The organism is Psychrobacter piscatorii (assembly GCF_904846415.1).
In the GTDB taxonomy this organism is placed as follows: Bacteria; Pseudomonadota; Gammaproteobacteria; order Pseudomonadales; family Moraxellaceae; genus Psychrobacter; species Psychrobacter piscatorii.
The window spans coordinates 26,004-39,552 of the sequence record NZ_CAJHAR010000033.1; the positions used below are offsets into that span (position 1 = coordinate 26,004).

Consider the following 13,549-nt stretch of genomic DNA (forward strand, 5'->3'; position numbering starts at 1 on the left):
ATGATTTATTTATCAGGTTTACTTATGAATATTAGCATTCGCCAATTGACCGCCTTTATCAAAGTCGCTGACAACGGCAGTTTTACTCGTGCCAGCGAACAGATGTATCTGACCCAATCTGCTGTTAGCGGACTCATCAAAGAGCTAGAGACTGGTCTCGGCATCGTTTTGTTTGACCGTACTACCCGCCAGCTGTCGTTGTCGGCAGTAGGACGACATCTGTTGCCACAAGCGCGGCGTATTTTGAATGAGATGCAGCTGTTCGAAAATGAAGCCAGCAGCTTGACCAGCTTGGCGCAAGGTCAGGTGCGCTTAGCGGTATCTCAGTTTGCGGCGTCCTCCCTGCCCGCCGTCATCGCGCAATTTGCTAAGGAATATCCAAACATTGGAGTGTCACTACTGGATTGCTCAGCAGAGAATTTGCTCAAGCATGTCCAAGACATTGAGGTCGATTTGGGGGTTGGCACTGAGCTTAGTTTTATAGAGACTGAAGATGATATCGGTGCTGATCTGTTATACAAGCTGCCATTTTGCGTGGTCATGCCAGACAACCATGCACTGGCGCAAAAAACTGAAATCACTTGGCAGGATTTATTAGATATTCCGCTTATTACCCTACAAGGCCCATTTCTTGAGCAGGTGACTGCCGAGCTGGATGATGCTATTGCCACTCACGTTCAACAAGCGCGCTACAAGGTGAACTTTATGTCCACCGCGCTTGAGATGACTCGCCAAGGGTTTGGCATTACCTTATGCCTCCCCTATATGCCCGAGGTCATCGATTGGGTTAGTGCCAACGGCTTGCAAATGCGGCCCCTCACGCAACCAGTAAAAATGCGTCAGTTCTTTATCTATCAGCGCGCCTCGCGGGCGTTGTCCCCTGCTACGATTGCCTTTAAGCAGTTTTTGCAAACGTACTTTGCCACCCACTACAACGACTTGCATCAGCCTGAAACGCTGTCGATCAAGTAATGCATCACGCCGTAAACTCGTCTACTCTGCAGAGAGATAAGATATTTATTGATTTATTTTATTAATTGCTCAAGATAACCCACTCTCATGTTGAGTTCATCGTCAATTTGCTCTATGATTTTCGGCTGCTTGGTTTATATTCTTATAAGGAAATGGCATGTTTGAACGTATCGATTATTACGCTGGCGATCCAATTTTGGGTCTGATGGAAAAATACTCAGCAGATAGCAATCCTAACAAGGTCAACTTAGGCATTGGTATTTATTATGATGAAGATGGCGTACTGCCCGTACTCGACTGTGTAAAAACAGCTGAAGCGCGTATTGCTGATCCTATCGCGCCGCGTCCCTATCTACCAATGGCAGGCTTGCCAGGACACCGTAAAGGCTGTCAGGAATTACTGTTCGGTAAAGATGCACAAATCTTACAAGACGGTTTGGTCGCGACCATCGCCACTATCGGTGGTTCTGGCGCGCTAAAAGTGGGCGCTGAGTTTATCCATGAATGGTTCCCACAGTCTAAGTGCTATGTCAGTGACCCGACGTGGGGCAATCATATCGCTATCTTTGAAGGTTCTGACGTAGAAGTCGGTAAATACCCGTACTATGACAAAGCCAACAGCAGCATCAAATTTGATGAGATGATTGCGTTTTTTGAGACATTGAACAAAAATGATGTCATCTTGCTACATCCTTGTTGCCACAATCCAACGGGGCTGGATTTGACTCAAGCGCAATGGGACACGGTACTCAACGTCATCAAAGCACGTGAATTGATTCCATTCATGGATATCGCTTACCAAGGGTTTGGCGAAGACATGGACAGCGATGCTTACGCTATTCGTAAAGCCGTTGAGATGGGCTTGCCACTGTTTGTTAGCAACTCATTCTCTAAAAACCTATCGCTATATGGCGAGCGCGTTGGCGGTCTGTCAGTCGTCTGTCTCACCGTAGACGAATCTGAGCGCGTATTTGGTCAGCTAAATGCGATGGTACGCCGTATCTACTCAAGCCCGCCATCACATGGTGGTCATGTGGTTGATATCGTCATGAACGATGAAGCACTACATGAGCAGTGGGTTGGCGAAGTCTATGCCATGCGTGACCGTATCAAAGCCATGCGCCTAAAGCTAAAATCGGTACTAGAAGCAAAAATCCCTAACCGTAACTTTGACTACATCACGCGTCAAAACGGTATGTTTAGCTTTACTGGATTGACGCCTGAGCAGGTCGAGCGCCTACAAAGCGAGTTTGGTATTTATATGGTATCTAACTCACGTATGTGTGTGGCTGGCCTAAATACCAGCAACATCGACTATGTGGCCAATGCGATGGCAGACGTTCTAAAAGACTAAATTCATCAGAAGTACAGACTAAGAAATGAAAAAGGCTGAGCGATTGCTCGGCCTTTTTTTGTGCTTAGGATTTGTCTCATACATCAGTGAGTAGAAAACGTAGTACAAAAAACTTGCAATCAACATATCAATAAATTACATTATACGTAAGTAATTAACTATAACGTAATTAAATAATACTTTTAGCAAGGAGCAAATCATGTCAACGATTGACAGTACTCTCACTTCTTTTATCGACATCAAAGCGGACTCTGATTTTTCTATCCATAATCTGCCTTATGGCATCTTTAGCGATACTAAAGATAGCGCTCGCCGTGCAGGTGTTGCCATTGGCGATCAAGTACTAGACTTGTCTGTATTAGAATCAGAAGGATTATTGAGTCTAAATGGCGGGCCTTATTTTGATCAGTCGACGCTAAATGCCTTTATTGATTCTGGTCGAGACAATTGGACAAAAGCACGCTCGACTATTCAAACGCTACTATCTAATGACAATGACACGTTACGTGACAATGCAGACTTACAGAACAAAGCCCTGTTCAAGCAAGCAGACGTCACCATGCACCTACCCGTTCAAGTGCCGGGCTTTACCGATTTTTATTCATCGAAAGAACACGCGACCAACGTCGGTACGATGTTCCGCGATCCAAACAATGCCCTGCTACCTAACTGGACCGAAATGCCTGTCGGTTATAACGGACGCGCTAGTACCGTCATCGTCAGTGGAAATGATATCGTACGTCCCTCAGGTCAGCTAAAACCCAATCCTGATGACCGTCCTATTTTTTCTGCCTGCAAGCGTTTGGATTTTGAATTAGAAACGGCGTTTGTCGTTGGTAAAGGCAATCATATTGGTCAACCAATCGCCGTAGATAAAGCGGCTGATCATATCTTTGGCATGGTACTGCTCAATGACTGGTCGGCTCGAGATATCCAAAAGTGGGAATATGTGCCTTTAGGTCCGTTCAATGCTAAGACGTTCGCCTCGCAAGTTTCTCCGTGGATAGTCACGATGGATGCATTGGCGCCATTTAGCACCGCTTGCCCAACCCAAGAACCCAAGCCGCTTGCTTATCTAAACGAAAAAGACAGTGATAACAGCTTTGACATCAATCTGTCGGTTGAGCTACTGCCTGAAAATGCAGAAACAGCGACAGTCATTTGTGAGACCAATTTTAAGTACATGTACTGGTCAATGGCGCAGCAGCTGACACATCACACCATCACTGGCTGCAAAGTAGAAGTCGGTGACATGATGGGCTCGGGCACAATCTCAGGGCCAACGCCTGACTCTTATGGCTCGATGCTAGAGATTGCTTGGAACGCCACCAAACCCGTCACGCTTGAAGGCGGTGAGTCGCGCACCTTCATCGAAGATGGCGATACCGTCATAATGAAAGGCTATAGCAAAAAAGATGGCGTGCGTGTTGGGTTTGGTGAAGTACGAGGCAAAGTACTGCCTGCGCTCAGCTTCGATTTTAACGAATAATAATGGCATAGAAAAAAGGCGTAGTGACAGTAGATTTGAGCCGTTAGAACCATCATGACATTTGGTCTATTAGTACGGGCATCGTTCCTCTTACATTCACGCTACGTCTTATCAAAAGGAGTTTGATATGAGCTTTCAAATTGAAAAAATCCATCATGTGGCTTATCGCTGCAAGGATGCCAAAGAAACCGTCGAATGGTACAAGAAAAACCTAAATATGGATTTTATCTTGGCATTTGCAGAAGATCACGTACCTTCGACTAAAGCCTTTGACCCTTATATGCACGTCTTTTTGGACGCTGGTAATGGCAATGTGTTGGCGTTTTTTGAAGTGCCTAACCAGCCTGAAATGGGATTTGATCCTAATACCCCAAACTGGGTGCAACACTTGGCGCTAAAAGTCAAAGATCGTGACGAGCTAATGGTTGCTAAAGAGCATCTTGAGGCCGCAGGTATTGATGTCATTGGTGTGACAAATCACGGTATCTTTCACTCTATATATTTCTTCGATCCCAATGGACATCGTCTCGAGTTGACCTATGACGACCCGACCTCAGAAGACAAAGTATCTATGATTACAGATGCTATCAAGCAAGACATGCTAGATGAGTGGTCGCGCACCAAACGCGCGCCAGCACATACGCAGTTTTTGCATAGTGATGAGTTGGCTGAAGCACGTGACGTTGCGCCTGTCGGGGAGTAATTACGTCGTCTTTCTACTTGCTACCTTTTTTACATTATCTATCAATCATTACTTTGAAATTAGATAAGTAGTGATCAGTTCAAAATAATGAAAAGATTGCATAGCTTGCGAACCATATCTCACCATCATGAAAGGACTCAATGATGAAAGTAAAATTCCCTTTAGGCATACTCTTAGCGGCCTCGATTGCAACGACTGGCTGCTCTAACAATGATCAAAATGAACAAGCCTCAAGCGCGGATGTCAATACAGGCGACGTGACGACGCTGAGATTTTCACACTTTATGACGGCCAATGACAACATCAATACCGAAGCATTGGAGCCATGGGCAAAGAAAATCGAAGAAGACTCAAATGGTCGTTTAAAGATTGAGATTTATCCTTCTGCTACTCTCAGTAAGCCGGGTGCTACCTATGATGCGACTGCAAAAGGCATCGTTGATATCGGTATGCAAGCGCAAGGATATACAGCAGGACGGTTTCCTTTGACGCAGATTGTAGAACTGCCCGGTATTACCAATACCGCACAGCAGCAAAGCTGTATCCTGCATAAACTTTATGACGAGGGTGTCATTAAAAATGAGTACGAAGATACTCACCTGCTCGCGCTCATCGGGACTGGACAAGGCGCGCTTCATACCGTCGATAAACCCATTCGCACGCCAGCCGATATGAAAGGCTTACGTATTCGCCAGCCCTCTGCCGTTGCTAGCCACATTATCGAAGCGACTGGTGCCGCACCCGTTGGCATGCCTGCCAGTGATACCTATACCTCGCTTCAGCGCGGCGTCATCGATGGATTGAGCTTTACTTGGCAACCCATTCAAGCCTTTCGTCTTGACGAGCTCATCAATACACATACCAACATTCCTTTTTATAACTCTACCTTTGTCATCAGTATGAATAAAGACAAATATGACAATTTGCCAGACGATCTCAAAAAAGTGATCGATGACAATTCAGGGGCGCAGATGGCAGCAAATGTTTCCAAAGTATTTGACGTCAGTAATGCCAAAGCCATGGCTTCCGCTAAAGAAAAAGGCGATGTCATAATCGATATCCCTGACCCACTCAATGACCCCGACTGGAGGGGCCCATTGATGGAAGGCTCGCAGCACTATCTAGATGAAGTCAATGCCACTGGTCTAGATGCTAATAATGTATACGAAAAAGCAAAAGCAGCAAGTAGCGCCTGTGTGGTTTAGAGAATGGACTGAATGAGACAACATGAGTAAATAAATCTCTCGACGCGATGATTCGATAGCCAATCAGCTTGTAGTTAAAATTTTAGCTATGCTATTTGATAGCGCTGCGCGATTGATAGTATTTGCTCGACTACGTTCTGTTGCTCACTCATTGGCAGTTGCTCTGTGGTTCCGATGATAGTAATGGCGTATTCTAGCGGTAGAGCCTCGCTAGCAGTTTTATCATTGCTCGTTGATAGATTGACAGCACTATTGGCAAGATGCGGCAATATCACAGGTATCGTAATAGCATTAATACCCATGAGCATATCACCAGTGACAGTCGCATAGCCTTGAGTACGAATTTTGGCTTGCAGCTGAGCAAGACTCTGCAACTTCTCTGTCATATCTGCTGCGGCATTACTCGACTGCCATTCAGCGGCGACCAATGGCTGAATGACCGCGTCAGGTTGATAGCTGGCAAATAATTGCCCTGTGGCTGATGTCGTCAAAGGCATACGCGAGCCGATACGAGTGATGATACTAATCGGACTGTCTGGTTCAACAGACTGAATAATAATTGGGCCTTCGCTAAACCACTTAGCAATTTGCACGCCGCAATTTAGGGTGTCTTTGATTTCATTGGCAACTTGCGTGAGACGTGCCAAGAGATTGTTTTGACTGAGCTCAGTATGTCCTAATGCTGCCAACGCATTGATCCTATCGCCAAGCCCATAGCGACCATCATCAAGCTTGCGAGCGTAATTTTTGCGAATGAGGCTGACCAAGTAACGATGAGATTTTGCTGGATGCATTTGCATGGTTTCAGCGATATCCTTTAGCATCATAGGCTCATTGCGATCGATAAGCACATCTAGTATCGACAATCCAATCTCAAGTGACTGGATGCCACTCTGGTTTTTACTCGTGACGGATTTATCTAAAAAATTTTTATCTGCTGGCATGATGGGCTCGACTCTAGTGTGCTTAATTGTTGTTTCTTGATACTGAATTGCTCAATGAACTGGTGGTGAGATACAGGTCAAATTAATAGCCACATGGCTCAATAATACTTACTTTATCTCACATAAGCTTGATACAAATAACCTATCACAATAAGGACATAAATAATGATGACACTTTACGGCTATTTTCGCAGTGGTACTTCTCACCGTACCCGTATTGCCTTGAATTTAAAAGGCTTAGATTATGATGATATCGCGATCAATCTGGCACAAGATGAGCAGTTAGAGGATGCATTTAAAACGATTAATCCGCAAGGACTGGTGCCGGTCCTACAAGCAGACGATTTATTATTATACCAAAGTCCCGCTATCTTGGAGTGGTTAGAAGAGGCCTACCCTGAGCACGCTTTATTGCCCCAAGATGCCGCTGGTCGCATGCAGGTGCGTGCGCTAAGTGCGATGATTGGCTGTGATATCCATCCGATTAATAATCGCCGTATTTTACAGTACTTACGTAATGAGTTGTCAGTAGATAAAGAGGCAGTCATTGCATGGTGCAATCGTTGGATTACTGAAGGGTTTGCAGCGTTAGAGACACGATTGGCAGCAGATAAAAACCGAGGACAATTCTGCTATGGTGACAGGCCCACTTTTGCAGACTGCTATTTAATCCCGCAGGTTTCTTCTGCACGGCGCTTCGAAGTGGACCTGACTCCTTATCCTAATATCGTTGCTATTGATACACATTGCCGCACGCTAAAAGCCTTTATAGATGCCGATCCTATGATGCAGCCTGATGCGCCAAATTCTTGATAAATATCAATATATTTAGACTAATAAATTGATAGACACAATACAGCAAAAGAGTGTATATTTAAAAACGACTTAATAAGGATATTATTTCGTTAACTGGTAATTGCAAGTGAGATCGACTCTTAACTACCCTATCACTCAAAGTTTCTTTACAAGGATCCGTATGAAACATGCTACCAAGGCTCTAATAGCAGCAATGGCACTGTGCGTAAGCGCAAGCGCCGTTGCCTCAAGTCACCGTGAAGCTCCTTCTATCACCAAAACCCCAAAAGTCGATGCGTCTGACTTTTATATGTTCAATAGCTACGAGAATAATCGGGCAGATTACGTCACGATTATTGCCAACTATTTGCCGCTACAAGATGCTTATGGTGGGCCCAACTACTTCGCCTTAGATCCAGATGCACTCTATGAGATTCATATTGACAACAACGGCGATGCGGTTGAAGACATCACGTTCCAATTTGATTTCACTCAAAACCTAAACAGTATTGAAATTGACTCAGATGGCAATCCGTCTACGCCAAAGGTCGCCATTCCTTTATCTAACGCTGGCGATGCCTCACAAGCAGCGAATGTACAAACGAGTGAAAGCTATAATGTCACGATGGTCAAAGGCGATCGCCGTAGCGGCTCGCGAACCTCTTTAGGCAACTTTCAAAAGCCATTTGACTATATCGGAACGAAATCGTTTGCAGACTATCCAACATATGCAAAAAGCTTTATCAAACCTTTGAACTTAGGTAGCTGTGGTCAAGGTCGAGTATTTGTCGGTCAACGTGCTGAAGGTTTTGCTATTGATTTGGGCCGGGTATTTGACTTAGTGAATCTAAACCCGTTGGGTTCACGTACTGGCGGAACCAACATACTAGCGGACAAAAATGTCACCTCAATTGCGATGGAAGTGCCAAAATCTTGCCTCGTCAATAACACTAGTAAAGATCCTGTGATTGGTGCTTGGACCACAGCCAGTGTCCGTCAGGCAACCTTAGTGAACCCCTTGCCTGCTTCTGGTATCAGCACGACTGCCAAAAAAGGCGGTGCATGGACACAGGTTTCGAGACTGGGTATGCCACTGGTCAACGAAGTAGTGATTGGTCTCAAAGATAAAGACAAATTTAATGCTTCAGAGCCAAAAGATGATGTGGCGAATTTTGCCCCTTATGTCTTTTATCCTACCCTTCCAGCATTGATCCAAACCTTGTACCCAACCGCACCTGCACCAACGAACTTCCCACGTCAAGATTTAGTAACCGCATTTTTAACAGGGGTTCCTGGTGTTAATAAGCCAACGAATGCAAATCAAGTACCTGCCGATATGCTGCGCTTGAATACCGATATTGTAGCAGTACCTGCTGCCATGCAAAATGACTTGGGTGTGATTAGTATTATTCCTGGTCAGACCGATGGTCGTCCCAAAGCAGATGCCAAAGATACTGCAGGGTTCCCAAATGGTAGACGCCCTGGTGATGACGTCACTGACATTGCATTGAGAGTATCGATGGGTGCCCTATGTCATGCAGGTCTATCCGCTGACGCAACTTGCGTACCTGCTGATGCCAAAGCGGGCAAAGCGCTACTCACTGATGGCGCCCTCAAACCTGCTACCGAGTTTGATTCAGCCTTTCCTTATTTGACGACTCCAACCCCAGGTGCCAGATAAGCTGAAACTCAACCAAGGAGAAATACTATGCGCTATATAATGTTAGCCGTATTGATCACTGGATCAGCTGCGCTTTCTGGTTGCTTCAATGATAACGATAGTTCGTCAAATATAGGTAAAAGTGATGTTGCGGTAGACCAAGCAAAAGCTGAACTTGCTGTCAAAAAAACATCTGATGTGATTGATGCCAGCAATAACCTAGATACCGATGAGCCTCAGGATATTGATCGAATTATACTTCCTGAAGCCAATTTGGCAGAGCCTGTTGCAATAAAAGACCCCAACGCTTCACTATAATATGATGCGAGACAGTTCCAGCACCTGATCAATCCACTGATTGGGTGTTTCTTTATCTACTGATCTGAGGTGCGCTTTATGCATTGGATTAAAACGCTTGCCGAATTATTCTTTCTTTTACTCATCAGTAGCCAGCTTGTTCATGCGGCCCCTTTTATCCCCACAGACGATCAACAAGTTCTTGCGACCCTACCTGATAACTCACCACCACCGCGCTACCTGAGCGCTGCTGACTTTGTATCGGATACAGGGTCAAACAACCTTGATCAAACCAGTGAGCTATTAGAACGCGCCTATCTACAAGGTGATCCGCGAGCGTTAGGACAAGCACGCGCACAATTAGATCAGACCACCGATCAAAGTATAGATACCCTAATGCTACAAGCGCGAGCATTTCAATCGGATCACAAATTTGCCAAAGCAGAAGAACTATTAAAGCAAATCTTGAGTCAAGATGCTGCGCATCCAGATGCATTATTGACCCTATCTTCTTTATTGCTCGTCCAAGGTCAATTTAGTGATGCCATGAGCTACTGCCAAAAGCTCGATGACCCTGCTCTGCGCGTTTATGAGTTGGCCTGCGAAGTTCAAATACAAAGCATGACAGGTGAGCTTGATGCAGCAAAACAAACACTTAGTGGACTGGCCGCTATCGCTCCTGGTCTAGACGCATCGACAGCACGCTGGATCTATCTGATTCAAGCAGATGCTGCATTGCGTAGTCAAGATGCCACGCTCGCCAAGCAAGTATTTGACGTCATGGATGATCAGACCGTACCAGCACTTATGGCTCGAGCCGACTGGCTACTGAGTATCGGTGAATACACACAAGTTCGCGACTTGCTACAAGAGCATACCGATAAAGATGCATTACTATTGCGCCTCATTACTGCACAAATGAAGCTGAATGACCCCAAAGCTAAGCAAAATTTAGCACTGATGAAAGAGCGCATTGAGGTATGGCAAATACGTCAAGAAAACGCTCATATGCGAGAACAAGCAACCTATGCTCTGCTTGCCAATCAAGTGGAATCAGCGCTTAAACTGGCCCAAGAGAACTGGCAACAGCAACGTGAAACAGCGGATATCGAGCTGTATGCCACCGCAGCACTGAGGGCAAACAGCCAAAAAGATATCGACTTGATACGCCAGTTTATAACCGATACGCAGTTTGAATATCCAGCGCTAGAGCGCGATTTACGCGTGGGTAAAATAAGTGATTGTATGAATTGCCAAGCTGTACTGACGTCAGACTCAAATACGCAGACAAGAAGCACCTCAATTACTGAAAATAAGCATCTAGGTATGCAAGTCACGAATAAGGATGACACTATATGAGCCCGCTTTGCAGACTTGTTTGGAGTCACACTTATCGTTACTTCACCTTACTAATGCTCATGCTCGCCTGTACTTTTAGTCAGGCGCATGAGTCCAGTACCGCTTATTTGAACCTTACTGTTGATGACGCTGATAGTGCCACAAATATTATGTACGATGCTACATACGAGTTATCACTGCGCGATTTGGCATTGCTCGTCGATATAGATCCAAACAAAGACAGTCAGGTCAGCTGGGCAGAAGTGAAATCACAGACGCCGCTTATAGAACAGCTCATAACTGCCAAAGTAAAGCTAGAAAACGCGGCACAAACGTGTCAAACAGCAAATTTCTCACCACTCGCAATCAATTCACGTGGCGGTTTTAACTATTTATATGCCAATTTTGCAATAAGCTGTGAGCAGCCAATCGATAACCTTGATTATCAGATATTGGCAGGTATTGATGCCAATCATCGCCTAATATTGACGCAAGCAGATTCTGACGCACCCCTACAAGTCTTAGCGGTCGGACAAAGCCCGTTAGGGTCAGAGGCTGATTCTGGCTGGATGGCGACAGCGACAAACTTCCTAAAAAGCGGTATACATCATCTGCTCATTGGCCTCGATCACTTGCTGTTCTTGTTTGTATTGCTCATTCCTGCAGTATACGTTCGTAAGCAAAAGCAGTTAGTTGCCGTTGCTAATCCAAAAGCGGCGCTACTTGAAGTGTTTTGGATTGCGACATCATTTACACTCGCGCATTCCATCACATTGAGCTTAGCAGCGCTACAGATCGTTAGTATCCCTGCCCGCTTTATTGAATCTGTCATCGCATTGTCTATTGCGTTTGCGGCACTCAATAATTTGGTACCGATGCTGCGAGTACGAGCTGTCTATTTGGCTTTCTTTTTTGGTCTCATTCATGGCTTTGGCTTTGCCAATGTGTTGGTAGATTTACCACTCGCCACAAGTGCACGTGTGTTGGCACTACTGAGCTTTAATATTGGTATCGAATTGGGACAGCTGGTATTTATCGCTGTCGTATTTCCAATAGCATTGTTGCTGCGGCACACGCAATTCTATAAATGGGGCATATTTTATATAGGGTCTTTAATTGGTATTTTAGTGGCGCTATGGTGGTTTTTTGAGCGCGCCTTTTAAATTTAATAGCGCGTTAATTATTGCGAGAGATTGAGTCTTGCTTTTTTGTTATCTTATGAACAGCTGGCATTAGGGTCTTTCATAAACCAGTGACATCGGTACAATGGCATCAACTACTTTATCGTGGTTTGATATAGGGTTTAGTTGCCCCGCTCTCACTTGGGTAGTGGCAACAGCGTCAATAACAGGACTACCTGACGACTCAAGCACTTGCACCTCATTGATATAACCATCTGTATCAACGTGCAGCTCCAATATGACAATAAAAACATCGCCCAATTGACGATCAATATTACGCCATATCAACGATGGAATACTGGTACTAGGTTCTTTCCCTTCACTCCAACTGCCATACTCTGCAAGAAAGACTGAGTCTTCCTTAACCTTATCTTCTACCATGTCTTGGTTGTTTTCTTGCTCTTCAGCTTGATCAGCAGCCATTACTAGCATATGGCTGAATGCCTCATAATCAGCTTGCCATTTTTCTTGCTCGGCGCGCTTTTGATTGGCTTGTTTAGCAGCTGAACGTTTTTGTACGGCTTGATCGCGATTAAACTGCTCTGTCACGCTACGTATCATGTCAGACAGATCATCCTCTTCTTTATCTTTTGTACTGCCTGTTTGATTAGAGGCGCTCACTACTTTTCTAGATTCTGTTATGGTCAGTTTTTGTACCGATGACAGATTGGTGGGCTGCATTTCTGTGTCAGATTTCTCTTTGGACAACTCCGTACTTTTTACGGTAGTCGCTTGTTTTTCTTCTACTTTGGTTGTGATTGGCTCAATTGACTCTGTCTTTAAGTCTGTAGAAACCTCTACCTTTGGCAATGGTTTGGCGGGTTCAACTTTTTCTATGGGCTCAGTTGGTAACTTTTTAGGAGGTAAAGGTTCAGGTGATATAGGCTTGCTCTGGGATTCTGCGTTAGGTAAATTTTTAGCCGGTTCAGCTAACATTATCAATTCCAATTGAATGGCTTTTGGCCTATTTTTCGTATCGATAGGCGGCGGGCTATCTAGGGACATCATCGCCCACACAGTGACACCATGCAGGACAATAACCACAATGGTGATCCAAGCTGTAATAGGACGAGTAAAAGGATTGGGTATCATAGTACTTATTAGAATACTCATTAAAAACAAACCTGTATATGGGTTTTTTAATGAGTACTTGGATGATTCACAAGTCAAATGTAAAGCTAGCTGTGCTAGAGATCATCTCAGACAGAGCAATTCGACTTCGCGACCGGCTTTTGTAGCTATACATACCTCTTTATTCTTTTTCTATGACCGCTACCATAAATATAGATAGATACACCACTACTCATTACCTGTTATTCACTTATATCAATATAATTTCATATATATTCATATTACTGGTTGTATAGCGGTCATCTGTTGGTTATCCTTTATGCAAGCATTGTTATTCTCAAATCTGTGCTTTATCAGCTTTAAATCATATCAACGTTTTATTCATTACTTAGATTAACACATGAAGTGCAATACCAAATGCAAGGTGAAAAAAAGACCTAGATGCGCTAGCATCAAAGTCTTTATCCACCGACCAAAGTGAGATTGCAACCATGAACTATACGCATCTAAGCCTAGGGGAACGATACCAGATTTAAGCCT

At 44.5% G+C, this 13,549-nt stretch carries 12 protein-coding genes; 10 read left to right on the top strand and 2 right to left on the bottom strand.

The window, feature by feature from the left end:
• Positions 1 to 24 precede the first annotated feature (24 nt).
• From JMX83_RS12755 to dctP, 5 genes are all read left to right on the top strand, one after another.
• Positions 25 to 972 (top strand): LysR family transcriptional regulator, encoded by a 948-nt coding sequence (locus JMX83_RS12755; protein WP_201602429.1) that lies wholly within the window; start codon positions 25 to 27, stop codon positions 970 to 972.
• Between the two features lie 157 nt (positions 973 to 1,129).
• Positions 1,130 to 2,326 carry an amino acid aminotransferase gene (locus tag JMX83_RS12760; RefSeq protein ID WP_201602432.1) on the top strand — a complete coding sequence of 399 codons (1,197 nt, stop codon included), beginning with the start codon at positions 1,130 to 1,132 and terminating at the stop codon, positions 2,324 to 2,326.
• A gap of 199 nt (positions 2,327 to 2,525) precedes the next feature.
• On the top strand, positions 2,526 to 3,815 hold the full coding sequence (gene fahA / locus JMX83_RS12765) for a fumarylacetoacetase (RefSeq protein ID WP_201602435.1): 1,290 nt from the start codon (positions 2,526 to 2,528) through the stop codon (positions 3,813 to 3,815).
• A gap of 127 nt (positions 3,816 to 3,942) precedes the next feature.
• Complete coding sequence (locus JMX83_RS12770) at positions 3,943 to 4,518, top strand: VOC family protein (RefSeq protein WP_201602438.1); 576 nt, start codon at positions 3,943 to 3,945, stop codon at positions 4,516 to 4,518.
• Positions 4,519 to 4,661: 143 nt separating this feature from the next.
• Positions 4,662 to 5,723, top strand: coding sequence for a TRAP transporter substrate-binding protein (gene dctP / locus JMX83_RS12775; RefSeq protein ID WP_201602441.1), 1,062 nt, complete (start codon positions 4,662 to 4,664; stop codon positions 5,721 to 5,723).
• A gap of 86 nt (positions 5,724 to 5,809) precedes the next feature.
• On the opposite strand, the gene JMX83_RS12780 is transcribed toward dctP, so the two are convergent.
• A complete protein-coding gene (locus tag JMX83_RS12780; RefSeq protein WP_201602443.1) occupies positions 5,810 to 6,667 on the bottom strand; it encodes an IclR family transcriptional regulator in 858 nt (285 codons plus the stop codon).
• 168 nt (positions 6,668 to 6,835) lie between these two features.
• Between JMX83_RS12780 and maiA the strand changes: the two genes are divergently transcribed.
• The 5 genes from maiA to JMX83_RS12805 all read left to right on the top strand — a co-directional run bounded on the left by maiA (position 6,836) and on the right by JMX83_RS12805 (position 11,920).
• Entirely contained in the window at positions 6,836 to 7,480 is a 645-nt protein-coding gene (gene maiA, locus JMX83_RS12785; protein WP_201602462.1) for a maleylacetoacetate isomerase, read from the top strand.
• 163 nt (positions 7,481 to 7,643) lie between these two features.
• A complete protein-coding gene (locus JMX83_RS12790; protein ID WP_201602445.1) occupies positions 7,644 to 9,143 on the top strand; it encodes a DUF4331 domain-containing protein in 1,500 nt (499 codons plus the stop codon).
• A 27-nt stretch (positions 9,144 to 9,170) separates the two neighbouring features.
• Positions 9,171 to 9,440, top strand: coding sequence for a hypothetical protein (locus JMX83_RS12795; protein ID WP_201602447.1), 270 nt, complete (start codon positions 9,171 to 9,173; stop codon positions 9,438 to 9,440).
• A 78-nt stretch (positions 9,441 to 9,518) separates the two neighbouring features.
• Positions 9,519 to 10,778 (top strand): tetratricopeptide repeat protein, encoded by a 1,260-nt coding sequence (locus JMX83_RS12800; RefSeq protein WP_201602449.1) that lies wholly within the window; start codon positions 9,519 to 9,521, stop codon positions 10,776 to 10,778.
• Positions 10,775 to 11,920 (top strand): HupE/UreJ family protein, encoded by a 1,146-nt coding sequence (locus tag JMX83_RS12805; protein ID WP_201602451.1) that lies wholly within the window; start codon positions 10,775 to 10,777, stop codon positions 11,918 to 11,920. Before JMX83_RS12800 ends, JMX83_RS12805 begins: the two co-directional genes overlap by 4 nt.
• Before the next feature lie 69 nt (positions 11,921 to 11,989).
• On the opposite strand, the gene JMX83_RS12810 is transcribed toward JMX83_RS12805, so the two are convergent.
• Positions 11,990 to 13,051 carry an energy transducer TonB gene (locus tag JMX83_RS12810; protein WP_201602453.1) on the bottom strand — a complete coding sequence of 354 codons (1,062 nt, stop codon included), beginning with the start codon at positions 13,049 to 13,051 and terminating at the stop codon, positions 11,990 to 11,992.
• Between the last annotated feature and the right edge of the window lie 498 nt (positions 13,052 to 13,549).

What these genes read in the sequence shown, in the direction of transcription:
- JMX83_RS12755 (WP_201602429.1), top strand. Translation starts at nt 25, where the DNA reads ATGAATATTAGCATTCGCCAATTGACCGCCTTTATCAAAGTCGCTGAC.
- JMX83_RS12760 (WP_201602432.1), top strand. Translation starts at nt 1,130, where the DNA reads ATGTTTGAACGTATCGATTATTACGCTGGCGATCCAATTTTGGGTCTG.
- fahA (WP_201602435.1), top strand. Translation starts at nt 2,526, where the DNA reads ATGTCAACGATTGACAGTACTCTCACTTCTTTTATCGACATCAAAGCG.
- JMX83_RS12770 (WP_201602438.1), top strand. Translation starts at nt 3,943, where the DNA reads ATGAGCTTTCAAATTGAAAAAATCCATCATGTGGCTTATCGCTGCAAG.
- dctP (WP_201602441.1), top strand. Translation starts at nt 4,662, where the DNA reads ATGAAAGTAAAATTCCCTTTAGGCATACTCTTAGCGGCCTCGATTGCA.
- JMX83_RS12780 (WP_201602443.1), bottom strand. Translation starts at nt 6,667, where the DNA reads ATGCCAGCAGATAAAAATTTTTTAGATAAATCCGTCACGAGTAAAAAC.
- maiA (WP_201602462.1), top strand. Translation starts at nt 6,836, where the DNA reads ATGACACTTTACGGCTATTTTCGCAGTGGTACTTCTCACCGTACCCGT.
- JMX83_RS12790 (WP_201602445.1), top strand. Translation starts at nt 7,644, where the DNA reads ATGAAACATGCTACCAAGGCTCTAATAGCAGCAATGGCACTGTGCGTA.
- JMX83_RS12795 (WP_201602447.1), top strand. Translation starts at nt 9,171, where the DNA reads ATGCGCTATATAATGTTAGCCGTATTGATCACTGGATCAGCTGCGCTT.
- JMX83_RS12800 (WP_201602449.1), top strand. Translation starts at nt 9,519, where the DNA reads ATGCATTGGATTAAAACGCTTGCCGAATTATTCTTTCTTTTACTCATC.
- JMX83_RS12805 (WP_201602451.1), top strand. Translation starts at nt 10,775, where the DNA reads ATGAGCCCGCTTTGCAGACTTGTTTGGAGTCACACTTATCGTTACTTC.
- JMX83_RS12810 (WP_201602453.1), bottom strand. Translation starts at nt 13,051, where the DNA reads ATGAGTATTCTAATAAGTACTATGATACCCAATCCTTTTACTCGTCCT.